30 protein-coding genes are annotated in these 24,612 nt (G+C 46.9%); all 30 read left to right on the top strand.

The window, feature by feature from the left end; all coding sequences use genetic code 11:
• Positions 1-35: 35 nt before the first annotated feature.
• The 30 genes from ASG16_RS06835 (at position 36) to ASG16_RS30580 (ending at position 24,590) form a co-directional block, all read left to right on the top strand.
• Positions 36-1,376 (top strand): SLC13 family permease, encoded by a 1,341-nt coding sequence (locus ASG16_RS06835; RefSeq protein WP_370444393.1) that lies wholly within the window; start codon positions 36-38, stop codon positions 1,374-1,376.
• Positions 1,377-1,473: 97 nt separating this feature from the next.
• The gene (locus ASG16_RS06830; protein WP_056495505.1) at positions 1,474-2,160 is read left to right on the top strand and encodes a response regulator transcription factor; all 687 of its coding nucleotides are present in this window, start codon (positions 1,474-1,476) and stop codon (positions 2,158-2,160) included.
• Between the two features lie 3 nt (positions 2,161-2,163).
• Positions 2,164-3,528 carry a HAMP domain-containing sensor histidine kinase gene (locus ASG16_RS06825; RefSeq protein ID WP_056495508.1) on the top strand — a complete coding sequence of 455 codons (1,365 nt, stop codon included), beginning with the start codon at positions 2,164-2,166 and terminating at the stop codon, positions 3,526-3,528.
• Between the two features lie 12 nt (positions 3,529-3,540).
• Positions 3,541-4,416, top strand: a complete 876-nt coding sequence (locus tag ASG16_RS06820) for a PepSY domain-containing protein (RefSeq protein ID WP_056495511.1) — start codon at positions 3,541-3,543, stop codon at positions 4,414-4,416.
• Positions 4,417-4,493: 77 nt separating this feature from the next.
• The gene (locus ASG16_RS06815; protein ID WP_056495514.1) at positions 4,494-6,020 is read left to right on the top strand and encodes a YcdB/YcdC domain-containing protein; all 1,527 of its coding nucleotides are present in this window, start codon (positions 4,494-4,496) and stop codon (positions 6,018-6,020) included.
• Positions 6,021-6,354: 334 nt separating this feature from the next.
• Positions 6,355-6,684, top strand: coding sequence for a DUF2085 domain-containing protein (locus ASG16_RS06805; RefSeq protein ID WP_056495517.1), 330 nt, complete (start codon positions 6,355-6,357; stop codon positions 6,682-6,684).
• A 94-nt stretch (positions 6,685-6,778) separates the two neighbouring features.
• Positions 6,779-7,594 (top strand): alpha/beta fold hydrolase, encoded by an 816-nt coding sequence (locus tag ASG16_RS06800; protein ID WP_111914396.1) that lies wholly within the window; start codon positions 6,779-6,781, stop codon positions 7,592-7,594.
• A 134-nt stretch (positions 7,595-7,728) separates the two neighbouring features.
• Complete coding sequence (gene map, locus ASG16_RS06795) at positions 7,729-8,472, top strand: type I methionyl aminopeptidase (protein WP_056495523.1); 744 nt, start codon at positions 7,729-7,731, stop codon at positions 8,470-8,472.
• Between the two features lie 123 nt (positions 8,473-8,595).
• Positions 8,596-9,153 (top strand): DNA-3-methyladenine glycosylase I, encoded by a 558-nt coding sequence (locus ASG16_RS06790; protein ID WP_048034821.1) that lies wholly within the window; start codon positions 8,596-8,598, stop codon positions 9,151-9,153.
• 28 nt (positions 9,154-9,181) lie between these two features.
• On the top strand, positions 9,182-9,658 hold the full coding sequence (locus ASG16_RS06785) for a DinB family protein (RefSeq protein ID WP_056495526.1): 477 nt from the start codon (positions 9,182-9,184) through the stop codon (positions 9,656-9,658).
• Between the two features lie 401 nt (positions 9,659-10,059).
• Positions 10,060-10,398: a sigma factor-like helix-turn-helix DNA-binding protein gene (locus tag ASG16_RS06780; protein ID WP_056495528.1), complete on the top strand. Its 339-nt coding sequence runs from the start codon at positions 10,060-10,062 to the stop codon at positions 10,396-10,398.
• Positions 10,344-10,571 (top strand): hypothetical protein, encoded by a 228-nt coding sequence (locus ASG16_RS06775; protein ID WP_048034818.1) that lies wholly within the window; start codon positions 10,344-10,346, stop codon positions 10,569-10,571. Before ASG16_RS06780 ends, ASG16_RS06775 begins: the two co-directional genes overlap by 55 nt.
• Positions 10,568-10,762 (top strand): hypothetical protein, encoded by a 195-nt coding sequence (locus ASG16_RS06770; protein ID WP_007723468.1) that lies wholly within the window; start codon positions 10,568-10,570, stop codon positions 10,760-10,762. Before ASG16_RS06775 ends, ASG16_RS06770 begins: the two co-directional genes overlap by 4 nt.
• 250 nt (positions 10,763-11,012) lie before the next feature.
• Entirely contained in the window at positions 11,013-11,666 is a 654-nt protein-coding gene (locus ASG16_RS06765; RefSeq protein ID WP_056495531.1) for a hypothetical protein, read from the top strand.
• Between the two features lie 189 nt (positions 11,667-11,855).
• A complete protein-coding gene (locus tag ASG16_RS30655; protein WP_157966765.1) occupies positions 11,856-12,023 on the top strand; it encodes a hypothetical protein in 168 nt (55 codons plus the stop codon).
• Positions 12,024-12,087: 64 nt separating this feature from the next.
• Positions 12,088-12,537, top strand: coding sequence for a hypothetical protein (locus ASG16_RS06760; protein WP_056495534.1), 450 nt, complete (start codon positions 12,088-12,090; stop codon positions 12,535-12,537).
• On the top strand, positions 12,537-12,728 hold the full coding sequence (locus ASG16_RS06755) for a hypothetical protein (RefSeq protein ID WP_016741308.1): 192 nt from the start codon (positions 12,537-12,539) through the stop codon (positions 12,726-12,728). The genes ASG16_RS06760 and ASG16_RS06755 overlap by 1 nt, the downstream gene beginning before the upstream one ends.
• 2 nt (positions 12,729-12,730) lie before the next feature.
• Positions 12,731-14,068 (top strand): phage tail sheath subtilisin-like domain-containing protein, encoded by a 1,338-nt coding sequence (locus ASG16_RS06750; RefSeq protein ID WP_056495536.1) that lies wholly within the window; start codon positions 12,731-12,733, stop codon positions 14,066-14,068.
• Entirely contained in the window at positions 14,069-14,521 is a 453-nt protein-coding gene (locus tag ASG16_RS06745) for a hypothetical protein (RefSeq protein WP_007723453.1), read from the top strand. It abuts the gene before it with no gap.
• 14 nt (positions 14,522-14,535) lie between these two features.
• A complete protein-coding gene (locus ASG16_RS06740; protein ID WP_048034815.1) occupies positions 14,536-14,922 on the top strand; it encodes a phage tail assembly chaperone in 387 nt (128 codons plus the stop codon).
• A gap of 231 nt (positions 14,923-15,153) precedes the next feature.
• Positions 15,154-17,583 carry a hypothetical protein gene (locus ASG16_RS06735; RefSeq protein WP_056495540.1) on the top strand — a complete coding sequence of 810 codons (2,430 nt, stop codon included), beginning with the start codon at positions 15,154-15,156 and terminating at the stop codon, positions 17,581-17,583.
• Positions 17,580-18,164 (top strand): hypothetical protein, encoded by a 585-nt coding sequence (locus tag ASG16_RS06730; RefSeq protein WP_056495543.1) that lies wholly within the window; start codon positions 17,580-17,582, stop codon positions 18,162-18,164. Before ASG16_RS06735 ends, ASG16_RS06730 begins: the two co-directional genes overlap by 4 nt.
• A gap of 13 nt (positions 18,165-18,177) precedes the next feature.
• Positions 18,178-19,131, top strand: coding sequence for an XkdQ/YqbQ family protein (locus tag ASG16_RS06725; protein WP_056495546.1), 954 nt, complete (start codon positions 18,178-18,180; stop codon positions 19,129-19,131).
• A gap of 3 nt (positions 19,132-19,134) precedes the next feature.
• Positions 19,135-19,383, top strand: coding sequence for a hypothetical protein (locus ASG16_RS06720; protein ID WP_056495549.1), 249 nt, complete (start codon positions 19,135-19,137; stop codon positions 19,381-19,383).
• Positions 19,383-19,817 (top strand): DUF2634 domain-containing protein, encoded by a 435-nt coding sequence (locus ASG16_RS06715; protein ID WP_056495552.1) that lies wholly within the window; start codon positions 19,383-19,385, stop codon positions 19,815-19,817. Before ASG16_RS06720 ends, ASG16_RS06715 begins: the two co-directional genes overlap by 1 nt.
• Positions 19,805-20,620: a baseplate J/gp47 family protein gene (locus ASG16_RS06710; RefSeq protein WP_056495555.1), complete on the top strand. Its 816-nt coding sequence runs from the start codon at positions 19,805-19,807 to the stop codon at positions 20,618-20,620. The genes ASG16_RS06715 and ASG16_RS06710 overlap by 13 nt, the downstream gene beginning before the upstream one ends.
• Complete coding sequence (locus ASG16_RS06705) at positions 20,617-21,189, top strand: DUF2313 domain-containing protein (RefSeq protein ID WP_056495558.1); 573 nt, start codon at positions 20,617-20,619, stop codon at positions 21,187-21,189. The genes ASG16_RS06710 and ASG16_RS06705 overlap by 4 nt, the downstream gene beginning before the upstream one ends.
• The gene (locus tag ASG16_RS06700) at positions 21,186-21,503 is read left to right on the top strand and encodes a hypothetical protein (RefSeq protein WP_056495561.1); all 318 of its coding nucleotides are present in this window, start codon (positions 21,186-21,188) and stop codon (positions 21,501-21,503) included. The genes ASG16_RS06705 and ASG16_RS06700 overlap by 4 nt, the downstream gene beginning before the upstream one ends.
• Positions 21,504-21,776 carry a hypothetical protein gene (locus ASG16_RS06695; RefSeq protein ID WP_056495565.1) on the top strand — a complete coding sequence of 91 codons (273 nt, stop codon included), beginning with the start codon at positions 21,504-21,506 and terminating at the stop codon, positions 21,774-21,776.
• A gap of 120 nt (positions 21,777-21,896) precedes the next feature.
• On the top strand, positions 21,897-24,590 hold the full coding sequence (locus ASG16_RS30580) for a DNRLRE domain-containing protein (protein ID WP_133257442.1): 2,694 nt from the start codon (positions 21,897-21,899) through the stop codon (positions 24,588-24,590).
• Positions 24,591-24,612 lie beyond the last annotated feature (22 nt).

Below are 24,612 nucleotides of genomic sequence, written 5' to 3'. Positions count from 1 at the left end.
AAAGACCTGCCTGGGTCCTTCCGATTGTCCTGATTATGTTCGTTGAATTACTGCTTATGCTGCCGTCTTCCCTGACATTTGAAGCCAAATGGAGCTTGTTCTGCTTCTGTGTCGCCGTGATTCTGTGGACGACCACCTCGCTGAACTCCGCCTATGTAGCGATTGGCTCCGTATTACTCCTCGTCGTGACAGGTACGGCTGACCAGGAAATTTTGTTCGACTCGCTTGCCTCCGATGTCATTTGGTTAATGATAGGCTCATTCATTCTCGGTGGCGCTCTTCAAGTGACAGGTTTGGCAGGCAAACTAACAGATCTGGTCGTAAGCAAGGCAAAGAATGTCAAAAGCTTGTTTTGGCTCTTGACGGTCGTCGTTCAATTTCTCGCATTCTTTATCCCGTCTACTTCTGGGCGTGCAGCGGTGCTTCTGCCTGTTTTCCACTCGCTGACCTCAGAAATCGGGAACAAGCAAATTACGAAAGCCATGGCGATCCTGATTCCGACGATTATTTTAGTATCGACGAGCTCCACCATGATCGGAGCAGGCTCCCATTTTATCGCCCTCGATATGCTGAAGGAGTTCAATGGGGAAGGGATTAGCTTCGCAGAGTGGCTGTTGTGGGGACTGCCGTTCGGGGTAGTAGCCAGCATCGTTACATGCCGGATTGTGCTGGCTCTGTTTCTCACCAAAGAAGAGATGCAGCGCCCACTCAAAAGCAAAAAGCTTTCCCTCACCTTGTCCCGCAACGAAAAATATACGGTTGCTGTGATCGGGGCGATGGTCATTTTCTGGCTGACAGAGCGTTTTCACGGAATCGAGATTGCTACCACGACAGTCGTCGGCGCCTTTCTTTTGACACTTCCGAATGTAGGCGTCATGAAATGGAAGGATGGCGTTCAGTCTGTCTCGTGGAACCTGATTCTGTTTGTAGGGGCAGCCATTGCACTCGGAAAGTCGTTGTTGGAGAGCGGCGCGGCAGAGTGGATCATGAAGAAGCTGTTCACGATCACCGAGCAACTGGAAGGGGAATCGTCCCTTCTGATCATTGTGGTTATCACATTGCTGACACTGACCTCCCATTTGTACATTACATCACATACAACGCGAGCCGTCATTCTTGTTCCACCGCTTCTCTACTTTTCTAGCAGCCTTGATTTGAATGAAGTGACCGTGTTGTTCTTAGGAATCGTCGGTATGAACTACTGCCTGACCTTCCCTGTCAGCTCCAAAGCATTGCTCATGTTCCAGGAAAGCGGCAAGGAGACCTTTTTGCCTAAGGATTTGCTGCGGTTGAGCTTGTATGCTGGTGCTGCCCACGCGATCCTGATGGTCGTCTTTTATTACGCGTACTGGCAGTGGGTGGGGTTATCAATATAAGTAAAAAATTATATCTTTCGTACGGATTACTCTTTGATCCACAGCCAATATTTGCTAAACTCATCTGGATAATGGATGCAAGGTTTAGGAGGATTACATGTCGGAGCGAATATTAATTGTGGAAGATGAAGAGAAAATTGCTCGTGTGATTCAATTAGAGCTGGAATACGAAGGATACGAAAGCGAGATCGCCAAAACAGGGCTCGAGGCGCTGGAACAATACAATCAAGGCGGATGGAACTTGATTTTGCTCGATGTACTGCTGCCAGGCTTGTCAGGTATAGAAGTGCTTCGTCGGATTCGGGTAAAGGACTCCGCGACGCCAGTCATTTTATTGACGGCCAGAAATGCTGTCGTGGACAAAGTAAATGGACTCGATCAAGGCGCGAACGACTACATCACGAAACCTTTTGAAATCGAAGAGCTGCTGGCGCGCATCCGTTCCTGCCTCCGCTTGTCCCAAATGACAAAGAAAGTGGAAGCCAGCTCCAAAGTAGAGGTAGCGGATTTAAGCCTGGATGAAAAATCGCGGGAAGTGACGAGAGGGTCCAGTCAGATCGAGCTGACACCGCGTGAATTCGATTTATTGCTTTATCTGATGCAGAATAAAAACCAAGTTCTGAATCGTGAACAGATTCTTACACATGTATGGGGATTTGACTATTTCGGAGACACAAATGTCGTTGATGTGTATATCCGTTACTTGCGTAAAAAGGTGGACCAAGGGTATGAAACCCCGCTTTTGCATACAGTTCGAGGCGTTGGTTATATGCTGAAGGGGTAGATTATGAAAATCAAAAATAAAATTCATTTGTTCTCCACGGTCGCACTCTTGCTTTTGTTGCTCATGGTCAACAGCTTCATTTACTTCATGTTCTACAAAGTGACAACAGACGGAGAGCTGGATCGTCTGCAACGAGAAGTCCTGCACATCCAGAGTGGACTCAATCAGATCGGTGTAGAAAGTTTCGACCCGGCCACGCTCTTGCAGCCGTATTTGCCGTCGAACGGGATGATCCGGATTATCGATCAGCAATCGCGGGCCATCGTCACGCAGGAAGTAGACAGCACGCAGCCAATCCCGGCACCGAAGCCCATCTTTGATCGAAAAGCGAGTGACGGTGTCTTCGATGTTAACGGAGCGAAATACGCGTACGTCAAGGTCCCGATCATTTGGACGAATGGAAAAATTGTCACGTTAGAAGTCATTGAAAGTATTGCGGGCTTGCAAGAAAATTTGAGCCTGCTGCAAAACGTTCTGTTATTTGCTTCGTTGTTCGTGCTAATTCCTGCTTTTTTTGCAGGGCGCATGTTGAGCAATCTGATTTTGCGACCAGTCAACTCGATGATTCAAACGATGGAAGACATTCAAGCGCGCAGTATTTTTAAGAAAATACCGCTTGAGCACACCTCCAAAGATGAATTACATGCGTTAGGAAGTACCTTTAACAAGATGATGGATTTATTACAGCAAAACTTCGAGAAGCAGCAGCAGTTCGTCTCAGATGCTTCCCATGAATTGAAAACGCCGCTGACCGTAGTAGAAAGCTATGCGAAGCTATTGAAGCGTTGGGGGACGAAAAAGCCGGAGGTTCTGACAGAGTCGGTGGAAGCAATCTATTCGGAAGCCGTGCGTATGAAGGATATGACCAATCAAATGCTTCTTCTCGCCAACAATAGCGCTGAATGGAATCTGGATGTCAAAGAAATCGACTTGATTCCGATGTGCCAAACGACCATTGCTCAATTGACCAATGCGTATGGCAGATCCTTTCAACTGGGCGCAAACCACGAATCGGTTCCTGTCATAGCCGATGAACAAAAACTAAAACAAGTGCTCGTCGTTTTACTCGACAATGCGATGAAATACAGCTCCAATGAAATCGAGGTTGGGGTGGGGCTTCAAGGCGACCGTCCTTATTTCTCGGTAAAGGATTATGGAATGGGGATTCCCAAAGAAGATTTGCAGCATGTTTTTGATCGTTTCTTCCGTGTAGACAAAGCCCGCAGCCGCGAAACAGGGGGTGTAGGGCTCGGTCTTTCCATTGCCAAACAGATCGTCGATGCCCATCAAGGCGATATTGCGCTGGATAGCGAAGAAGGGAAATGGACGCTCGTGACCGTTTTTCTGCCGGGGCAGGTTAAGAAATAGCAGGAGGTACGTATGAATAAAAAATGGAAAATAGGGCTGCTGGCGAGTTTTCTGCTGGTCACTACGGCATTTGGCATGCAACGGATCTTCGCGAGCATGGATTTGCAGTCATTGTCAGTGGAGGAAGTCAAACAGATCGTGACGGCCCGCTACCCGGGGAAGATTGAGTCGATTTCCATGACGGATGTAGGAAAAAACAGCATTTACAATCTCCAACTCCTCAATGAGCGCGGAACGTATAGTGTGATGGTGAATGCACATACGGGTGAAATTATTGATTTGAAGGAGCTCTCCTTGGTCGCAGCCACTACGCAGCCGAAGGCAAATGAAACGGCGACGAATCCAACGCAGCCGGGGGCGAATCCGACAGCCAGTACAGCGCCACAACCGAATAACGGCGGGAAGGATGCTTCGGGCAACGCGACCAAGCCAGCAGGCACGGGGACGGTGGGGACTGTTGCGCCAGGAAAACAACAGCCAGCTACAACCCAAACCCCAACACAGCAGCAGCCTAAGCCGAATCAAAGCTCGAATCCACCAGCGCAGCCACAGACCAAAATTACCGAACAGCAAGCGAAACAGATTGCGACGGAAAGAACAAGCGGTGGCAAGATCGATGATGTTGATTTAATCGATACAAAGAGTGGAGCAGTCTATCGGGTGATCACGATAAAAGACTCCAAAACGGTAGATGTACGCATACATGCTATTACTGGAAAAGTACTTTCGATGACCACCATCGACAATAGCTCTACCGATGATGATGACGATGATGATTTGATACCGGCTGATAAAAATGGCAGTGCTCCGGCGGATACATCTTCAAGTGATGACTCGAGCAACATCGACACCGACGATGATGACCTGGATGATGGTGATGATGATTAAGATTTAGCGTTTAGCATTCAAATAGAGAAAGCCGTCAGTGTCTGCATTGACGGTTTTTTCGTTCGGGAGGGAAAGCGATGGTGACATATCCGACAGAAGCGGTTCGTGAGACGATGGAGAGATGTTTTGCGATGTTTCCCGGTATGCTTGAATTGTCTCAGCAGCGAATCAAAACCCGCGATAAGTGGAGAACTTGGGAGATCAGAGTAGGTCATAACCATACAGAACTGGAGATAGACAAAGAAACTGGTTATGTGACGGATTTCGACTTGGATAAAAAAGATCGAGAATGGTTACCTTCTGGCGAACCAATTGATGCCGAGTCAGCGACGGAGCAGGCCATAGAAGTAGCGGAAAAATTATACGGAGATCATCTGAACGAAATGGTAAGAGACCATGTAGCAAAATTGAGAGAGTTTAGCGAGAGACAGCAATGGGAGCTATATTATCGTTATTTTTTTCATGGAATTCCGCATTCAGATGTGTTTTTGAGAATAGCTTTAGACGAGTCGGGAAATTTGGTAGACATACAGTACAGCGGATTTCACGATTTTGATCGCAAACATAAGCCTCCCAAGCCAGAAGTGATAACAAAGGAGGAGGCGAAACAAGCGTACGTTGCTTTTTTGGAGAAAAACATGATGCTCATATACGATGAACAGGAAGAAGGGAAGCTCAAGTATATCCCTGATGAGGCAGCGCTGGACTATGTTGTCATTCATGCAAAGACAGGACAAATAGCAAAGACGGTCATAGGGGGAAGACGGCTTGTAGAAAAACACTCAGAGGTCATACCAATCATGGCCCAAGGGGAATCCCTTGTTTTCGCAAACTTGCAGGAGATCGAGCAATGGGTAAAGGAACATTTTCAATTAGATTTGACTCACGCAGGGATGAAAAGAGAAACACTTGTGACTCCGAATGAGGATGGGGAAACTTTCAATCCAATGAGCGGATATTTCAGATTCGTTGCCGAAGCGCGGGAACCTGGTTGGCCTTCTACTATCCATTATTTCTGGCCATTACCAGAAGATGAGGAGGAGGCTGAAACTGTTTACGATCCTGACGTTGTATGGGTTACACTCAATCGAACGACCAACGAGCTGCTTGCCTTTACGGTTAACCAAAAAATAGAATATATAGCGCCACGGCTTTCGGAGCACGATGCGTTGCAAATAGCAAAGAGGTTTTTGGAGAAATACATCGAGCGGGGAATTACCGAGCTTCATTATTATGAACTGTGTTTTTTACGTGGTACCGGAAATACCTATTACTTCTATGAGCGTCGACAAGGAATCGTACTCACAAATAGAGTCTACACAGTAAAAGTCAATCCTTGGACAGGCCAGGTAACGGGTTTTTACAAGCACGATGCCCGCAAAAACAAGGAGATTCCCGATCCCGCCTCTGTTGTGTCTACTCGGAGGGCAGCGGAGAGCTTCTTACGCCTGTTTGACATGGAACTGGAATATGTACAAGTGGAGAACAGAGATTCAAATAGAAGAGAAAAAGCTCCTGTTCCGTTCCCGGTTTATCGGCTCAAATATACATGTACAAAGCGTTATAAATATTTCGACGCAATGACAAGCCTGCCAGGCAGATGATTTTGCTTACGATCATACAGCCCAGTGAAACTGCAGATACTCTTTGACGTAGAAAGAAAAGAAGGGAGAGGATGTATCTGTTTTTTGTTGGATTAACGCTTTGCATGATCGCATGGATAGCGGGAGGAGTATTTCTATATGAAGGGGATTATGTAACGGGAGGAGTCTTGATTGGTGTTGGTCTTCTTCTTTTTATTTGCATGATCATCTTCTATCGTAAGAAGCGTAAAAATTGTTCGCCGGATTGCAACTATCTCCCCGTTGATTGTCCGGTTCCAGATTGCAATACACCCGATTGCGATTGCAAGCCAGATTGCTCACATTGAGGGAGTGGATGAAGATCAATTTGCAGTGGATACCATGTCATCGGCGCCCAGATCGTTCCTTTTATATAGTGGGTCAAAAAATGCCGCTATGTGCCAGATGTGTTTCGATCCTAGCTGGATACCTGCTGGCACCTGTTTTTGCAGGGATGCATATCGTGACCTCTTACTATTTGATTGGATTCCTGTTATTGCCAATGCTCATTGATGGCTTTACCCAACAATGGAAGTGGCGGACAAGTAATAACAAGCTGCGCTTTTTCACAGGGCTCAGTTTTGGAATCGGTCAGTCTTTACTCATCTCCAATGTCGTTTGGTTTTTGGTAGAGAAACTGAAGTGAACCGAGCTGACTTTATGTACACAAAAATTTCAATTTTATGGTAATCCTTTCACCTGGGACATCCCTCCTATATAATACTGGTGGGGGGATATTAGTGATCCATTATAAGACATACATACGTGGTGAAGATTGCGAATGGGTGACTTTTGTCCATGGGGCAGGGGGCAGCTCATCGATTTGGTATAAACAACTGAAGGCATACAAAGAGAATTTCAATGTTCTTCTAGTAGATATGCGTGGTCACGGAAAATCTAAAAACATCCCAGGCAAGCTGTTCAAAAAATATACCTTTGATGATGTCAGCAGAGATATCATTGAGGTTTTGGATCATTTAAAAATCACTTCCACCCATTTTGTGGGGATTTCCTTGGGAACGATCATCGTGCAGATTATTTCGGAGCAGGCCCCGGAGAGAATGCGCTCTATGGTTTTGGCAGGAGCTGTGACGCACATGAACGTGCGGTCGCAGGTGCTGATCACATTGGGGAATATGGTCAAGCATTTCATCCCGTACATGTGGCTGTATCGACTGTTTGCATGGGTGATCATGCCGAGCAAGCGTCATAAAGAATCGCGCTCCTTGTTTATCCGTGAAGCCAAAAAGCTTTGTCAAAAAGAATTCAAGAGATGGTTTAAGCTGACAAAAGGCATTAATGGCTTCCTAGGAACCCTCTTTGATAAAGAGCCTCCCATCCCTACCTTGTTCATTATGGGTGACGAAGACCATATGTTTTTGCCGTTCGTCCAGATGCGTGTGAAAAAAAGACAATTTGCACAGTTGAGTCTAGTCGCTGACTGTGGTCATGTCGTCAATGTCGATCAGCCAGAAGAATTTAACCGAATTTCCATCGGGTTTATTCAAAAGCAGTCGACCATAGCGCAAGGAATGTATGCATTGAATCCAGCATAGCTTCGTAAGATAAGAGCCGCAGAGGATGCTTCTGGGGTTCTTTGTTTTTTCTTTGGTTGCGATTGGTGAAGAAAAATGTTCAAATGAAAAAATGGATTGGGTAAACCTGATATATGCAAAAAGGAGGGAAACACATGTCGATTCAAAATGAACATGATTTGCTGTGCTTGAAGCGGATTGGTAGTATTGTGGCAGAGGCAAGAGAGACGATGATAAGGGCCGTGCGAGCAGGCGTGACAACAAAAGAGCTCGACCAGATTGGCGGAGAGATCTTGGCAAAGTACGGAGCGCGGTCTGCACCGAATATCACCTATGATTTTCCAGGGCATACGTGCATCAGTGTCAATCACATTGTTGCGCATGGCATCCCGGATGATACTGTCCTGAAAAATGGCGATATCATCAATATTGATGTCTCGGCAGAGCTGGATGGATATTTTGCCGATACAGGTGCTTCTATTGTGGTAGGGGAAGGCGAGCCTGAGAAGCAATCCTTATGCGAATGCGCCGAGGAGTCGCTGTACAAGGCATTGGATGCGGCAAAGGCGGGATCGAAGCTAAGCCAGATTGGTCGCATTGTTCACCAGGAAGCCAGGAAAAAGGGCTTTACAGTCGTCAAAAACCTTACCGGCCATGGCATCGGCAAAAGCTTGCATGAAGAGCCTGCTTACATTTTGAATTACTATGACAAAAAGGATAGACGCTTGCTCACAGAAGGCCTCGTGTTGGCAGTTGAAACATTCATTTCAACGGGGACGGAATATGTGGATGATGGCAGGGACGGTTGGGCGCTCATTACGCCTGATAAAAGTTACGTAGCTCAATATGAGCACACCATCGTTGTAACGAAGGGGAAGCCAATTATTTTAACAGCTTGATTGCAGAGAGACCTCAGATGGATGAGGTCTTTTTTTGTGAAGAAAAACTTGCAGAATACCCAATGATTGTATATTCTTTATATAAGAATATATGTTCGTATTATGTAGAGGAGGCTTCTTTCCATGAATCGGTGCGGCTGGGTGAATCAGGACCCTATCTATATGGATTATCACGATCACGAGTGGGGAGTTCCTGTCTATGAAGATCGATTGCTCTTTGAATATTTGAATTTGGAAGGCGCTCAAGCCGGACTGAGCTGGTACACGATCTTGAAGAAGCGGGAAAATTATCGAAGAGCGTTTGATAACTTTGAAGCAGATAAAATTGTTCAATACGATGAAGCCAAGATCGAGCAATTGCTGACAGACGAAGGCATCGTTCGAAACAGGCTGAAGATTCGCGGCGTCGTGAAGAACGCCCACGCTTATTTGCGGGTTGTGGAGGAGTTTGGGTCCTTTAGCAGCTATATTTGGTCGTTTGTAGGCGGGAAGCCGATTCATAATCATTTTCAGGAAATGAAGGATGTGCCTGCTTCTACCGAAATCAGCGACAAGATGAGCAAGGACCTGAAAAAGCGCGGTTTTACATTTGTGGGTTCAACCATTTGCTACGCCTATATGCAAGCAGTCGGCATGGTCAATGATCACGTAGCGACATGTGATCTCTATCAAAAAAACTAGGACGAGCTTACGGGGAGGGATGAATGGCATGAACGAGAATGATCTCTTAATCTTAAACTTTGAGGAAGTAAGACGTAGAAGCATCAAAGTTTGGAAGGCAATTCCCAAAGAAATGCTGAACTGGAAGCCTGACGATAAAGCGTTCACTTGCGGGGAAATGATTCGCCATGTCATCGAGGGTGAGTTTTTGTATCACCAAATTTTGATCCAACGGGGAAGCGCCCCCTTGTCTGACATCCCCAATCCGTATGAAACCAAAGAGTTTTCGACCGTAGAAGAAGATTTGGCCTTTGCGAAGCCGTATCGAGAAGAATTTCTCCGCTTCGTCAGAGGGCTGTCCAAGAGTGATCTGGAGAGTGTCCGTATCGATCGATCCGATGTAGGCTATGTCCGCACGCTTGGAGACATGCTGCTGCGAATTGCCTATCATGAGTCGGTACATACCGGTCAACTGCTAGATTATATGCGAACGATGGGTGTGGAACGTCCGAATATTTGGGATTAAAAGAGTGCGAAAGATAGAAAAGCAAGCTAGCTCTTCCTGTTGTGAATGCGAGAGGGGCTTGCTTTTTTATTTTTACTAGCTCCTTCTTCATTTAACGTGTTTCTTGCGTGATGGGCAGATAAAACTCAAAAAGTATGAGAATTATGTACTTTTATAGAGTAGGGGCAGCAGTTGTGTAAGGATAATGTAATACTTCTACACAGGCACGATCTCCACTTGGGATCGTGTTTTTTGATGTCTTCTATGAAGTTTTTTCGGCGGATCAGTCAGAAAAATCATCTCCAAAAATCTGGTGGAAAGAACTTGAACTTATTACCGTAGTATGAGATACTTGTACTACAAAGAGAACGAGTGTTCCTATTTTGGGATTGGATGTTTGGAAACGACAGAAGGTGAAGCATATGACAGATGAGCAGTTGAAAGAGCATTGCAGAAAAGTGCTCAAGAGGATTGCTTGGCGATTGCAGTACGCCGCCAAGAAGCGCTTGTACAGGGAGACGGTGATCACAGAGAGGATGCGGGGAACGGAAGAGATCGAGGACAACTTGTCGGACCTGTATGTTCAGGAGGTGTTGATGCAACTCCCGGAAAAAGCCCGGATCATTATCAAGCAAGTCGTCATTCAAGGAATGACAGAAGAACAGGTAGCCAAAAAACTGAATATGACCAGACAAGGAGTGAGTAAATGCAAAAACAAATATTTGCGCCAATTGGCCGAGAAGCTGACTCATTCAGCCTGACCCTCCAAAAAGCACAGTCAGGGGATAATCGGGCCGTATTGACCATCCTCGACTATCTGCTTCCTGACATGGAGTACCTTGCTTCCTTTATCAAACAACCTCGCGAAGAGAGTATGCAAGAAATGAAAACCGCGATGCTCGAAGCGATCCGCAGTGGAGAAGTGATGCTATGATGACGATTGATTACGTTCAGGTTCTCGCGGTTGTCGTGTGCTTCCTTGCTTTAATCGTCACGTTTAAGCAGGTAGACTTGCAGATTCGGATCAATAATCTGTTCAATCTGCAATTAAAGGCAAACAAAGAGAAAAAGAAAGAGCAACTGGAAAAAAAGGAGACTCCGACTGACGATCGGAATCCCCATTAATTGCTTGGGGCAAAGAATACAACTGGTGAGTATCCTCTTTGCCCCCTTTCATTATACAAGAAAATGACGATGCAAAGGAGATACGTACGAAATGATAGAAGCAGCATTAATCGGAGCAGTTGTCTTATTGATCGGAGTCATTATCGGACAGATCGGTTTGTCTCAAAGATTAAGAAAAGGCGCAAGAGTCAACGAAAACCGTTAAGCAATCATCCGGACTTCATATATATGACCGAGGGGGAATAGTGCCTTGATCAGCAAAGATGTTTTCATGGAAGCAGTATGCGAGGTGTGTCCGGCAACGTGCTGGGGAAAGAAATCACATTGCCAGGTTCATGATAAGCACGTAGGAAAAATCGATTCTTGCCCGGAGTGGGACAAGTACATGCGGGATCAAGAGGCAAAAGGGCAGCAAAAGACAGTATCTGCTAGAAAAGAAGGCTTCGTCCGGATGAGTGAGCAAGTCCCCATCGTAGATTTCCTGCAAAAGGCTGAGGAAGAAATCCGCGACTACAATTACATGCAGATCGAGATCGTTCGTATCCAGCGTTTTTTACGTGAGGCGGGGGAAGGGATGGTCTCTCAGTACGGATTGGATGCAGGTTTGCCAAAAGGAAAGGGCACCACAGGAGATAGGACGCATGCGGAGGTTGCTCGCCGGGAACGAAAGTGGAAGAGGCTGCAAAGTTTGCAGGATAAAATCGAGCGGATCAACAAAGCGGTCGAGACGATTCCGGGGGAACAGGAACGCTTGGTAGTCGAAGCTTTGCTGGATGGCGATAAGAACAATCTGATTGCCAAAGAAATCGGTGTGTCCCGTCAGCGGTATTATGAAATCAAGCGTAGTGCCGTCATGAAGATGGCGTGGGCGATGTATGGCGATCAGGTTCAGCAGACTGGATAATAAAAAACAGAGCCCAGCTCGATAGACGAGAAGCTGTCTGATGATGACAGCTTCTTTTCATTTTCACAAGCATGTTGAAACTGACAAAGGTTGACACTTCCTGACACATCGGGTCATTTTCCCGGTTTTTCCTCCAGATCGGTTATACTTGAGTCAAGCGAAACAAGTAAGAGAGATACGAGCCATCCGATGAAGCTGTCGGGTGGCTTTTTATGTACGCCGACGACTCAAATGTCCGGCGAGTGGGGAAAACGGCGATTGGTGCCACACGATGTTGCGAGTTCGAAGCCAAAAGGCTACTCGCTCCCTGCTCGGCGGGTATTTGCCGTGGATGCCTTGCCAAATGAAGTGAAGTAGTGGGGGGAAGAGACATGTGACGAAGACAGAAGAGAATACCGCAAGTATGGGAGGTGAAAGCTAGATGGATCGTGAGCTAGCCGTTCTCATTGAACTGGTGAATGAAGCGTATCCAGAGCTGGCTACTGTTGTGAACGTGGACGACTGGATGGCGCAGCGATTCCAGCCGCCTATCGCGTTTCTTTTAACGCAAGGGGTCCGTGAAGAAGGAAGAAGCCTCACTTCCTATCAGGTGGTCTCAGAAGCAGCCATCGTCCTCCACTATCCAAAGGTAGATGGTATCTACCAGCCGCTTTCAGTTGAGCCGCTGCGTGAGCTTCTTCGCCAAAGGCAATTTAGCTATCAAGGCAAGACGTCTGGATTGTCCATCGAGATCGACAGCTCCACCTTGCGTATTTGGCGGGATAAAAAGGACCGGACGGAAATCGCGTTCCAGTTCACCTACAACGTGGCGGTGCAGAGAGCGGCCACAAACAAAATCAGCGAATTTGATGTAGAGGGGGTCCGATCATAGTGGCACGAAAAGAACAACAAGCACAGGCCCCAGAGCTTGTGCAAACCAAACAAGAGTGGATCAAGAGCGCCGCTTACCTTGGAGCCGAACGGTTCGAGGTAGCAGGTGCTCTTTTTTCTGAAGCAGATGATCAACTACTGGCAGAAGGACAAGTAAAGAGCCGACTGACCAAATACAAAGGCGGGGTGTAAGCATGACCATTCAACGTGAACGTCCGGGTGTAACGGTCGAACTGATCGCAAAAGCAAAAGAACGTGTAGTACCGAAGAGCGGTGTCGTATTGGTGCCATATCAAGCAGAGTGGGGTGCGCCAGATGAGCTCGTCAAGCTGGGGAGCTTTGAGGAGCGACTAGCGCAAACGTTTGGCAAGGTCGATACCGTGGAGCTGGCAGCAGAAGGCGGGGCAACGATTCTTGCGTACCGCATGACGAATGGCACAGCCACAAAAGCAGCGTATGAGCAAGCTGATGCAATCAGAGTCGAGGCTCTGTATCCGGGTTTGGCAGGTAACGAGTTGAAGGTTGTCATCACGGCCTCGACATCTGAGCCAGGTAAAAAAGAACTCCAGGTAACAGGCCCACTACAAACCGAGAAGTTTTCGTTTGCGGATGCGAATGAGCTGGCAGCGAAAACGAGCCAATCCAATTATGTGCGTGTGAAAAAGCTGGGCGAGACTGCCGTTACAATCGTGCCAGAAACAGCACTGACAGGAGCGAAAAGTGGCACAGTAGCGCTTACCCAAGCTGACTCGACCAAGCTGTTCATGGCTGTGTCTGGTGCTGATTTTGACACAATGTATCTGCCTTTTGACGATGCGGCTGTACAAGCGGCAGCGAAACAATTCATGAGCGATCGTCGCACGCAAAACAAGAAGCTCAGCACGCTGGTGATCGGCGGCAAAGCCGTGGATGATGAGAACATGGCGAAGCATATCGAGCGCTCTGTGGCGCAAAATGCCCGTTTTGTCGTCAATAGTGCTATCGCTGGTCAGCACAACAACGGAAAAGTATACGGCAGCCTGGAGTGGGCCGCATGGGTAGCAGGCATGATCGCCGCGACACCTGCGCATGAATCGCTGACGGCCATCGTCGTTCCGTTGAAAAAAGCGCTCAAGGATTGGGGCCACACTGATATTTTGAGTGCACTTGGCTCTGGTACGCTGATCGCAACCCGCGACGGAGATGTGTACATCATCGAGAGCGCCGTCAATACGCTGGCGGTGCTAGGCACGCATGAGCGCGAGGACTACGGAAAAATTCGTGTCAGCATGACGCTGGATCAGATTGTCAACGACATCAGCCAAGTCGGCAAGAAATACAAAGGCAAGCTCGCTAACAACGATTTGGGCGGCGCGGTGTTTGTCTCTGCCGTCAACGCGTACATGACCGTCCGCGAGCAGCAAGGCGCGATTGATACGGGCTGGACGTTTACGGATCAAAAGAACGGCGTCGGGGATCGCCGTGGTTTCCTCTTGTCTGCGAAGCCGCTTGATGCCATCGAATACTTTGACATTGACTGGGAGGTGCTGTAATTGGCTATTGCACGCGATATTAAACTGAAGAACTGCCAAATTTACGATGAAAACGGAGACCCAATCTTCGGTACCCTGGAAGGCAAAATGGTCCTCAAGGTGGAGTACGGCGATACGAATCGTCTGCAAAAAGGAAAAATCCAGACCGTCAACGACTGGCATGTAGAAGTGACATTGAAAATTACCGCAACCAACGCTGCGTTGAAATACTACTGCGTCGATCAATTGACGCAAGGCAAGACACCAGTCCTCCCATTCCTGATCGGCGAGACGCTGGACAAGGAAGCGGGCAACTCCGAACGCGTCCGCATTTCCAACATCGTGCTGAACCCAGACGAAATTACGCTGTGGGAAGCAAAAGCAGACGGTAACGATCACGCGACCTACGATTTGAAAGGGATGTCCATCGAAAAGCCGGACTACCTCGATGAATTACCAACCTACACGGAATAGGAGAGTGCTTGACTATGAACAAAAACAAACTCGAGAAATTTTTGGCCAAAGCCAATGAACAAGCTTCGCGAAAAGAAATCACTGTAACCATCGACGGTGACGAGTGGAAGGTTCGCCAATTGAATTTGTCCGAGCTACGCGATTGCGAACGCATGGCTGACAAAGGCGAGAAAACGGACTGGTTCTTGTACAACGATGCGCGTCTGGTGAAGGCCACTGAGCACGATTTCCCTTGGAATCAGGAAGAGCTGAAGAAAGCCTACAAGGTCGGTACCAAGTACGAGCTCGTCGAGAAAATTTTCCGCGACAATCCAGAGGGCTACACCAAGCTGCTCAATGCTGTCCGTGAAGTCAATGCAACCCAGACGGAAGAAGAAGCCATTGAAGAAGCAAAAAACTAATCCGATCTGACGGCGAGGCCTGGCATATTTGCCGCGCTTTTCTAAAAGGCAGAGGCCGCCCGTCGGATCTACTCGAGTACGAAGTCGATTTGTACAAGCAGAAGCTGTTTATTTTTGCTTGTCAGATGATTGAGGCGGAGGACGAGGAAAGGGCTGGGGGGTAGGTCTCCCGGCTTTTTCTCGGTTTTGCTAGGTGGAGAGATACATCACGGGAGGACAGGGGGTGAAAGAATGTCTGAGAATCTAACGAAGTTCTTCAATTTTTTTGATGGTTACAGTGAAATGATAGGGAAACATGAAGAATTCAAAAAAGGGTTATTTAGTTCTTTTACTTCGCTTGCCGAAACGGCACTGGGAACGTCTCTTAGTTCAGTCGCACAAGAAGCGCAGGCAACAGAAAGAGAAAAGACGCTTTTTGAAGTGGGTGGAAAAAATAATGATCAAATCATCAAAATAGAAGATACTTCAACAACGATTATGGAGCTCAATCCGAATATAAAGAAAGACCAATCGTATGCCCTCATCGCCAAAGCCGACCTCGTGCATGCAACGAATGGTTTAAAGTATGCAGAAAAAGCAGGCATGCTTAAATACACGACGAGGCTTACGGAAGATGAAGCTATGAAAATGATGGGTTCCATGGAGTTTTCTACTGGACATGAGAGTACCGTTAGGACGTCAAATGCCGTTCAGTATATGAGCAACAAAGGAGGAGGAGCCATTACCGCAAAGTTTGTGGAGTCCATGGGTAACTTCAACTTTATGAATGGCAAATTGCTGAATACTCCTGAAAAAATGGCGACTACGTTTGTCTCAATGGGAAAACTTTTGAATGATTTTAAAACGTATGGTGCGTTGCAAGAGAATGCGATGAAGATGGCAGAGAGTGGCGATCTGGCTAAAATTCTTGAGAAGCATTATACGGCTCAAGGGAAAAAGGATGCAAAGACCCGGGCTGACGACGAAATAAAAAGGCTATATCGAGATATCGCATCAGGAGAAAAAGAAACAATTAATATCGCCCTCGCAAAACTCATGACGACTTTTGCTTCCATAAAAGATGAGACAACACAACGAGATGCATTCGCTGGGTTGACAGGTAATGCTGGAGATGAGTTGTCAAAAGGTCTGAAAGAAGTAAGGGATAAAGCTACAGGGGTTTTTGAACCAGAATATGAAAAACAGGAAGAATATAAAGTTGGAAATGAAGCCGTGAATGCGCATAAGCTGTCTACGCAGAAAGATGCTTATTTCGAACCCACACAGGCGCAAGCTATGGCGAGAAACGAAGCCATAGGGATTATGACCGAGTATACAGAAAAAATGTCTTGGTTAAATACTGGGATTTCGAACGCAGCCACAGGATTGATGAGTGGGTTTAATGCTTTGGAAGATTGGCAAAAAAGTACAGCGATTTTTGCTACCGCTTTTCTTTTATTTAACGATGATTTAATCAATAACATTACATCCCGGTATAAGCAATTCAGAAATATATTTAAATCGGCGAAAGAATTTGAAAAGGGTGGCTCCGATTCAACCTCTAAAACAGAAACCACATCGGAGGCTTCATCACGCACAACAAAAGATGCTGGTGGAAAAGATGGTTGCTGCTGTTGTTGCTGTGAGGCTAATAATAGCTTACAGGGTACACCAAAGAAATTTTCTAGTGGGAAAACACTTGGTCCTGATACTGGTAAGCCCCGATCAGGAGACAAGAAAAATCCCGTCAAACGGCTTTGGGACAGACTCAATGAAACGTTCAACAACAAATTTAAAGATAAGAGCTTGAAAGATTTTATTCGGGACAAGTTCAAGGGTGGGCTTGTGAAAAAGTTCGAAGGAATGAACCTGAATAAGCTCAAAGACGGACTGATGAACAAACTCGAAGGCTTTCACCCGGGTAAGCTTAAAGACAAGCTCATGGAACAATTCAAGAAATTGCCCATCGACAAAATGAAAACCGGGATGAAAAAGTTCGAAGGAATGAACCTGAATAAGCTTAAAGACGGACTGATGAACAAACTCGAAGACTTTCACTCGGGTAAGCTTAAAGACAAGCTCATGGAACAATTCAAGAAATTGCCCATCGACAAAATGAAAGCTGGGATGAAAAAGGTACCCAAACTCGGAATCATTGAAAGCCTCGCAGAAGTATTCTCATCGGAGAACAAGCTTGATGCTGCAGCTCGTTTGGGGGCGGAATCCCTCGGTGGCTGGGCTGGAGCAAGATTGGGAGCGACAGTAGGATTAGCCGCTGGTTCACTCGTTACCCCTGGCGTTGGAACAGCGGTCGGTGGTGTGGTCGGTGGTGTCGGTGGAAATATCGGCGGATCAATGGCAGGAGGTGCTCTATATGACTGGATCAAGTCGTGGTGGCAAGACAAGCCTGCTGAACAACCTGTCAGTACACAACCATCAACAACACCAGCGGGTCCTCCTATTCCAAATCGTTCTCCTGTCGGCAACTCGCCAGCAATACAACAAGCTACCTCGGTGAACATTCCGCAAATTACGGTACCCCTTCACGTAGAAGGCGTGCTACAGGATATCCCGACAATGATGAAAATGCTTACTGACCCATCTGTCGCCCAACGCATCAAAGACATCATCGAACGCTCGCTGCTCGATGCACTAGAGACGAGGGGAGGAGTAACGACATGATCCGCCTGCAAGGAAAATATAGGCTGACATTTCCGGTCACACCTGCGGAAATCCAGTTTCGCGGCTACGGCAACGACATCGAAAGCACGACATCAATCACGTTATTGTCCGGCAATCGGATCTCTTCCAGACGGCCAAAGTCTATCTCTTTTGACTTCATCTTACCCGGAGACAGTACGGCTCCCTATGTCGAGGTGCAGGGATATCAAGGTCCTAGACAGTGGCTTGCCGGACTGGATCGTTTAACGGGTTCCGAAGCACTTTTGACTATAGACGAGCTTGATCTGGCGTGGAATGTGCTCATCGGGCCATGTGACGGCAAATTTCATGGGAAAAATGTCGATTTTCACGGCTCAATTGATCTTCCGCTGTTTGTCAAAGACGAATTTATTACGTGGAGCAATCAAACGCAGCTCCTATCCCCAGGTACAGTCATCACGAAACAGCAGCCAGCTCGCCCGAACACCAGCGGGAAGGTAGCCAAGAAGACACTGAAGCAACAAGCTGCTCCTCGAATAGACAGCGAAAAATCGGAGTACAAGAAATTAGAGATAAATGAAAAGCTAAAAGTAGTTAAGTAACGGAGTGGATGGAATGAAAGTCATTTACGGAAAAGAACAGACCCGCTATGACCTGACCCCGGCCGTTACTGAGCTGTCCTGGTCCTCGGCCAGGGGACAAATCGCTCAAAATTGTGATGTGAGAATCAAGGAAGGCCCGCCGTTGCAATCGGCGGGTTTTTTGATGCTCTTTGCGGGTACGGAGCTAAAAGAATCCCAACAGCTTTTCCATGGCCCGCTCGTTCGTTTTGACCGAGACGATCGGACAGGCGATCTATCCGCCTCAGCATACGAGTTGGGCTGGTATTTGCAAAAAAACGAAATCTCCAGACTCAAGCTGGACGGGGATGCAGGGACAGAGCTTGCACGAATCATCAAGTCGGCAGGTATCAATTTTAGCTGCCCTTCCTTTGGTTTCACGATTAAGGAGAGAATCCCATCCCAATCATACACGTCTCTCTTTACTTCGCTGACCGAGCAAGCTTATGAAAAGACAGGCATCCGCTATTTCGTACAATACCAGCGCGACAAGCTGACGGTACTGCCCGAGGGGAAAAACAGTATCATCCCGATGTTCAAGGCCAGTTTACTCGCAAGCAGTTCGACGGGCGAAAGTATTGAAGAAGTTTACACCGTCGTGACCGTAGAACGCTACCGAGATGATCGGGTTGTGAGCAGTGCAACGAAATCAAATGATAGCCTAGTCAAACAAATCGGGCGCATGCAAAAAGTCATCGACGCAGGTGAGGACAAAAACGTAGCTGGATTGGCAACCAAGCAGCTTGCGGAGTTGTCCAAAATCCCTAAGACACGCTCGATATCGGTTAGGCACGAGGATGAGAATGCAGCGAGGCTGCGCGCTGGCTGGCTCATCAAAATCATGGAAAAAGACAATAAAACCATCACGGACTGGATCGTCACTAGCTGCCAAGCACGCTGGCAGGGCGGTCAATACACAATGGATCTCCAATTGGAAAGGAGGACGTGAGGGATGCATTCCGTTATTGCAAAACTGAGAGGGTACTCACAGGACGGCATCGAGAACACGCAAGGGGAGTTCGGCAAGCTTTTGTCGCTGTCACCCTTGTCTGTAAAGCTGGACGAGGACCCGACATCCTTGGAGCCGTATGAGTTGTCGGCATTACGATCTGCCCAATTAAAGCCAGAGGATGTGGGCAAAAAAGTAGCTCTGTTGCGTTGTAACAACGAACAATACCTCCTGCTTGGGGTGGTGGAGTAATGTTTCCAGAGCTGAACGGAAAAGAAATACAACTGGTTCAATCTCCAGATAACCCGATTCCATGGACATACAAATTCGACTGGACCAAAAAACAATTGATGCAAGGGTCAGATGGTCGTTATTTGAGGACGACAACTTATTCGGAGTACCTGGAAGAGACAGCAAAGAAAATCCTGAATACGCGTCGTTTCCGGTACGAGATTTACTCGGAAAGGTACGGAGTAGACTTCCTATATGAGATAGGAAGGATGCGCTCGGGCATTTCATTGCCAGCGATTAAGACGCAAGCACAAGAGGCGCTAGAGGCTCACAGTGAGGTTGAGCGTGCGGAAGTGGTAGACATTCGATTTGAGGACAACAGGGTCATTTTTTTGCTCGAAATGGAGGGCGCGAGAGGGACAACTAGGACGGAGGTGAATACATGGCAACGTTAGACAAACCAGAAATGCCGATTCTCAGGGAAACCCCGGATCAGATTTATCAGCGGTTGGCAAATCGGATGGCCCTTATAGCACAAAAGCGTGGAGAGACGCCACCAGCGACGGAAGAGGGAGAAATCTTTTATGACTTCGGCTATCCGATAGCAGAGGAAATCAGCGATCAGCAGCAACTATTTGAGTACGGTTTTCTCCAACGGTTTCTACCCTGGGCAGACGGAGAGTTTTTGGATGCCACAGGCGTATTCTTTGGCTTATCTCGCAACGAGGGAGAGACCGACGATGCCTACCGACAACGACTTATTGACCGAGCACGGACAGAAGAGGGAGACGGCAGACGCCAAGATTACGAGCGGTGGGCGCGAAACGTTGATGGGGTAGGTGGAGCCGTTGCTATCGAGAAGGCGCGACACGATCTATCTATCGACGTGTATATCACAGACCTGTCGGGAAACCCAGCAGGGCAGGATTTGGCTACGGTTGTACGGACGAAGTTGGAAGAGAAAAGAAGGGCCTTGCACGACTTGCAGGTACTACCAGCAAATGTTTTTCCAGTGAATATCGCTGTTAAGCTTATCTTGCGACCAGACGCAGAAATCGAGAAGATCAAAGACCAAATCACCATACAAGTAAAGACTTACCTAAAAGGGCGTTCTCAGATCGTGTACCAGCAGATCGGAGCGCTCTTTTTCGTGGATGGCGTTATCGACTTTACGGGCTACACGATAAACGGCGCGGAATTGAATTTGACGGTGCCTGCTGACTCTGTATCAACACTAACCTTGGTGGTGACAGCATGATACCTGAGCGCTATAGACGCATGCTACCGCCGCAATGGTATGAGAATGATGTGGCAGAGTACCATTTCGAAGGATCGGCAGAAGCAGTCGATGCTTTCAATACACAGCGTGAGGACATCCTACAGCAGTTTAGTCCTTGGTCAGCTACATGGGGATTGGATGTCTGGGATTGGATTTATTTTGGGAGAAAGCAATTGCTGAGCATTGAAGAACGGCGCAAAAACATCCAGGAAAAGCACTGGTCGTATCTTGGTTTTACTCCGAGCGTGCTGGGGGCAATTGGTTTGAGTTCATCGTCGTTCAAGCAAGTACAGATGGTCGAGGATTACGGCAAAAAGGTTATCCGGTACGTTTACCCGATTGAAGATCGATTCGATACAAAGAACGCGGTACAGTCGGTTGAGAGGATCAGACCAGTACATTGTAATGGTGTCGCCTTTGAACCTGTGGTGTCCGAAAAAATCGAGCTGCGAGACGTCTTAGTTGTCGGGATAAAGGAGTATCACAAAGTCTATGAGTTTCGAGTAGGAATGAAACCAATCAAGCGTTATGAGGAGGTCGTGAAATGATCCTGCCAAGCTATCTGCAAACCGTTCGGAATGACTTGCTAGCTAGGGTATCTGGCGGCGACATATTAATAAACGGCACAGTTTCGGTGCCCTTACAGGCCGTGGAGATTTCCTCACATCCGATTGCGGGCATACAAGATGGGATAGCACTACAAGTATCTGCCCAGCATGTAGCCAGCGTGCCAGTCATCACGAATGTGAAGTTGAGGACTCGGACGGGAGCTGTAGTTGCCAAGAAGACAGGAGCCATTGAAATGAACAGGGCGCAGTTTGTAAACCTGACCTTTGTTATCGAAGCGAGAGGAGGGGTATAGGTGTCTTATGTCGCAAAAACGGATTGGAAACATGATGATCCGGTCACAGAAATGGACATTAATCGTTGGGAGCAGGGCATTGCAGATGCCCATGCGGAGCTGGCCGTGTTGAAAGCGGATGTCTCGAACCTGAAAGTGCGAGTGAATACAATCGAATCTACATTGCCGGACGGATTCGTTCACAACAATTTCAATGATGACCTGTCCAGCTCCAGCTCAATCAAAGTGATTCGGGGCTACTATAACGAGGCTCAGAGTCGGTTGGAGGTGTAATTCCGGAATGAGGAAAACTACCAATAACGGCCATCACGTAACAGTACCTTCTGACACAATCATACGACACGAGATGGTTATTAGAGCGCTGATTGTTCCACTTCAAAGGAGTGATATTTAGTGCCAAAAGTAGAAATTGGTTTAAACGACAATTTTCTAGGCACGGACATAAGCAACAATTTCCCTACGACATCATTCGTCGGAAGAAGCTATATGTCCTTGCAAAGTGGAAGTGAAGTTCGTAGACTCTTGTTCAACAACAACTTTGGAAAGGTTCCGAATGACGCTATAATCAACAAAGCGACACTGAGATTAATGCAGCACAGCGGAAATCAGTCTCTTTACAAAATAACGACTCATAGATTAACGCAGGGCATACCACATCAAGTTAGTTGGAACACAGCTCCTCAATTCGATCCTACACCATTAACAACGTTTGATTCCGTCAATGGTGATCACGTATACATCAACGTTGATGTTACCAGCCTTGTGCAAGATTTCGTTAACTCTAAATATCCTAACTACGGATTTTTGCTTAAAAACGTAGCCGAAGGAATCGACAACAACAGAAACTTTTATACCCTGAACAATCCGGGTTCCCAAACGCACTTCAAGCCAGTTATAACCGTAGATTATTCGATTCCAACGACAAATAAGAAGCAAGTAGAAGTTGTTTACAGTGAATCTGTTACACAAGGTGTAGATGGGTTATTAAATCACATCACGAGGTTGCCTGACAACGTTATGGTCGGTGACTTGGTGATCATCTACTCAAAGATAAACTTGGGTGGATACAGCATTACGCCGAAAAACGGGTGGCAGATACTTGACAGGCTAGAAGTGAACAGTGGAAGGACATACGTCATGTTCTACAAGAGAATGGAAGGTAATGACCTACCTCTCGAATACACGACGGGAGCGAACGCAAGCACAAGTAACTTCGCCGTTGTTTACAGAAACGTCAAATCCATCAAAACGTTCTCTACGAATATGAACTATGGTGTTGGAACGTTTTATCCGGGAACGGACATAAACACAGACACCGAATTTAACATGTTTGCCAGCGTGATTTTGGCTGATACGAACGCATATACATTCGAGCCGCCAACATCATCGCAAAACGTAAGAAGGAACTATGTTGATGGTCTGTCATTCAACGTGGCCATACGATACATGTACCAAACCAAGTATCTAGCTGACGGGAACTTGGGGTCTACAACAGGAACCAATACACAAGGTGCATACTTTTCCCTGACTCTCGAACCGATATCCAACAACCCGCCAACAGTTACGCTTACGTCCCCTGGTAATAATCAGACAGTTTCAACAGTAGCTGGACGTAGAACCATTACATTGTCTGGAACCATAACTGATCCAGACAATAATACAGTAACAATCAATGCAGCCATTAACGGAAAACAAAAATCAATTGCTGTTAATAACACGTCAACCGCAAAAGCATGGAGTCTTTCATGGGACGTGGTATCTGATGCCATTGCTGAAGGGAAGTACAGCAATATTGTAGTTACTGCTGACGATGGTAACGGCAGTACAAGCTCAGCCACGTATACCGGAACCATTACAGTTGATAAGACAAACCCTGTCATTACAATGTCAGGTGTTGCAAATGGAGTGACCTATCAAAACTCTGTTACTCCTACATTCTCAGCTACCGATGCAGGAGGATCGGTTCTTTCTTCAGTAACGGCAACATTGAATGGAGTTGCATACACTTCAGGGACAGCGATCACCACTTCGGGGAGTAAAACCCTTATAGTAAAAGCAATAGATAACGCTGGAAACGAATCTCAACTGACGGTCAATTTCAGCATTAACAAAGCACCAACGATCAGTCTTACTTCTCCTGTCGATAATCAGTCATTAACGGAAGGGAGCCCATACAAAGTTGAGGGTAGTGCGGCTGATCCAGATGTAGGCAACGTAGTTACCGCAAAATACAAAATAAATAACGGTCGAATTAGGGCGTTGCAATCCGGTGTATCGAACGGAAGCACGCCTATTTCTTTTTTGCTGAATTTGACATACAAGAACAAGCGATTATGGGACGGAGAATCCGATGTATATGGCTCGGATTTAGCGGAGAATGTGGACCACACTCTAACTGTCTGGGCAGAAGATGACCAAGGCGGGCGGAGCGGAGAAGTCACTCGCAAGTTTAGGGTGGTCTGGAACCGTCCTCCGGTGATCGATGGCGAGAATAAGGATCTCGGTTCCTTTATGCAGCCACCAGTAGTGAACTATTCAGCCACCGATCCAGAGGGCAACAATTTCACTTTTAGCGAGTACCTGAACGGGAAACAAATCAGGTCTTTTGCGGGCGTAGCCGGGCAGAAATACACGGTAGAAATTAGCCATGATGCTTGGATTCGGCTTGATTTGGACGTACAGCATCAAATCAAAATTGTTGCTACGGATAGCGCGGAAATCTCATCCGAACGGATTTACACATTCACCCGAAAAGAGACGCATATCGAATTTATGCTAGAGTACGGAAACCCTGATATTAAAGCAGACTTCACATTGGATGGAATGCCATTACGTGTCTTAGTGACACTTGAAAGATACTTGCCAGAAGGCTCGTCCATTGAAAGCGTGAAAGTCTGCAATAACTACTTAGATGATGTACCTACATGGGAAGATTGCACAGGGGCAGTAAAGGGAAATCGAGGCTACTTGTTTACCAATAAGAATAAAACAGCCCCCGAATGGGCTATCAATCTATGGGTGACAATCGATAAAGGAACAGCTAGGGAACGTGTACTTGTAAATGGTTATGGGGGTGCGTTCGATTAATGAAGATGCAAAATAAAGAGGC

It is taken from the genome of Brevibacillus sp. Leaf182 (genome assembly GCF_001423865.2).
In the GTDB taxonomy this organism is placed as follows: domain Bacteria; phylum Bacillota; class Bacilli; order Brevibacillales; family Brevibacillaceae; genus Brevibacillus; species Brevibacillus brevis_C.
The sequence above is the reverse complement of the archived record's forward strand: the minus strand, read 5'-3'. Positions and strand labels throughout refer to the sequence as shown.

Coding starts and splice junctions, on each gene's coding strand:
- ASG16_RS06835 (WP_370444393.1), top strand. CDS start 36: ATGTTCGTTGAATTACTGCTTATGCTGCCGTCTTCCCTGACATTTGAA.
- ASG16_RS06830 (WP_056495505.1), top strand. CDS start 1,474: ATGTCGGAGCGAATATTAATTGTGGAAGATGAAGAGAAAATTGCTCGT.
- ASG16_RS06825 (WP_056495508.1), top strand. CDS start 2,164: ATGAAAATCAAAAATAAAATTCATTTGTTCTCCACGGTCGCACTCTTG.
- ASG16_RS06820 (WP_056495511.1), top strand. CDS start 3,541: ATGAATAAAAAATGGAAAATAGGGCTGCTGGCGAGTTTTCTGCTGGTC.
- ASG16_RS06815 (WP_056495514.1), top strand. CDS start 4,494: ATGGTGACATATCCGACAGAAGCGGTTCGTGAGACGATGGAGAGATGT.
- ASG16_RS06805 (WP_056495517.1), top strand. CDS start 6,355: ATGAAGATCAATTTGCAGTGGATACCATGTCATCGGCGCCCAGATCGT.
- map (WP_056495523.1), top strand. CDS start 7,729: ATGTCGATTCAAAATGAACATGATTTGCTGTGCTTGAAGCGGATTGGT.
- ASG16_RS06790 (WP_048034821.1), top strand. CDS start 8,596: ATGAATCGGTGCGGCTGGGTGAATCAGGACCCTATCTATATGGATTAT.
- ASG16_RS06785 (WP_056495526.1), top strand. CDS start 9,182: ATGAACGAGAATGATCTCTTAATCTTAAACTTTGAGGAAGTAAGACGT.
- ASG16_RS06780 (WP_056495528.1), top strand. CDS start 10,060: ATGACAGATGAGCAGTTGAAAGAGCATTGCAGAAAAGTGCTCAAGAGG.
- ASG16_RS06775 (WP_048034818.1), top strand. CDS start 10,344: ATGCAAAAACAAATATTTGCGCCAATTGGCCGAGAAGCTGACTCATTC.
- ASG16_RS06770 (WP_007723468.1), top strand. CDS start 10,568: ATGATGACGATTGATTACGTTCAGGTTCTCGCGGTTGTCGTGTGCTTC.
- ASG16_RS30655 (WP_157966765.1), top strand. CDS start 11,856: ATGAAGCTGTCGGGTGGCTTTTTATGTACGCCGACGACTCAAATGTCC.
- ASG16_RS06760 (WP_056495534.1), top strand. CDS start 12,088: ATGGATCGTGAGCTAGCCGTTCTCATTGAACTGGTGAATGAAGCGTAT.
- ASG16_RS06750 (WP_056495536.1), top strand. CDS start 12,731: ATGACCATTCAACGTGAACGTCCGGGTGTAACGGTCGAACTGATCGCA.
- ASG16_RS06740 (WP_048034815.1), top strand. CDS start 14,536: ATGAACAAAAACAAACTCGAGAAATTTTTGGCCAAAGCCAATGAACAA.
- ASG16_RS06735 (WP_056495540.1), top strand. CDS start 15,154: ATGTCTGAGAATCTAACGAAGTTCTTCAATTTTTTTGATGGTTACAGT.
- ASG16_RS06730 (WP_056495543.1), top strand. CDS start 17,580: ATGATCCGCCTGCAAGGAAAATATAGGCTGACATTTCCGGTCACACCT.
- ASG16_RS06725 (WP_056495546.1), top strand. CDS start 18,178: ATGAAAGTCATTTACGGAAAAGAACAGACCCGCTATGACCTGACCCCG.
- ASG16_RS06720 (WP_056495549.1), top strand. CDS start 19,135: ATGCATTCCGTTATTGCAAAACTGAGAGGGTACTCACAGGACGGCATC.
- ASG16_RS06715 (WP_056495552.1), top strand. CDS start 19,383: ATGTTTCCAGAGCTGAACGGAAAAGAAATACAACTGGTTCAATCTCCA.
- ASG16_RS06710 (WP_056495555.1), top strand. CDS start 19,805: ATGGCAACGTTAGACAAACCAGAAATGCCGATTCTCAGGGAAACCCCG.
- ASG16_RS06705 (WP_056495558.1), top strand. CDS start 20,617: ATGATACCTGAGCGCTATAGACGCATGCTACCGCCGCAATGGTATGAG.
- ASG16_RS06700 (WP_056495561.1), top strand. CDS start 21,186: ATGATCCTGCCAAGCTATCTGCAAACCGTTCGGAATGACTTGCTAGCT.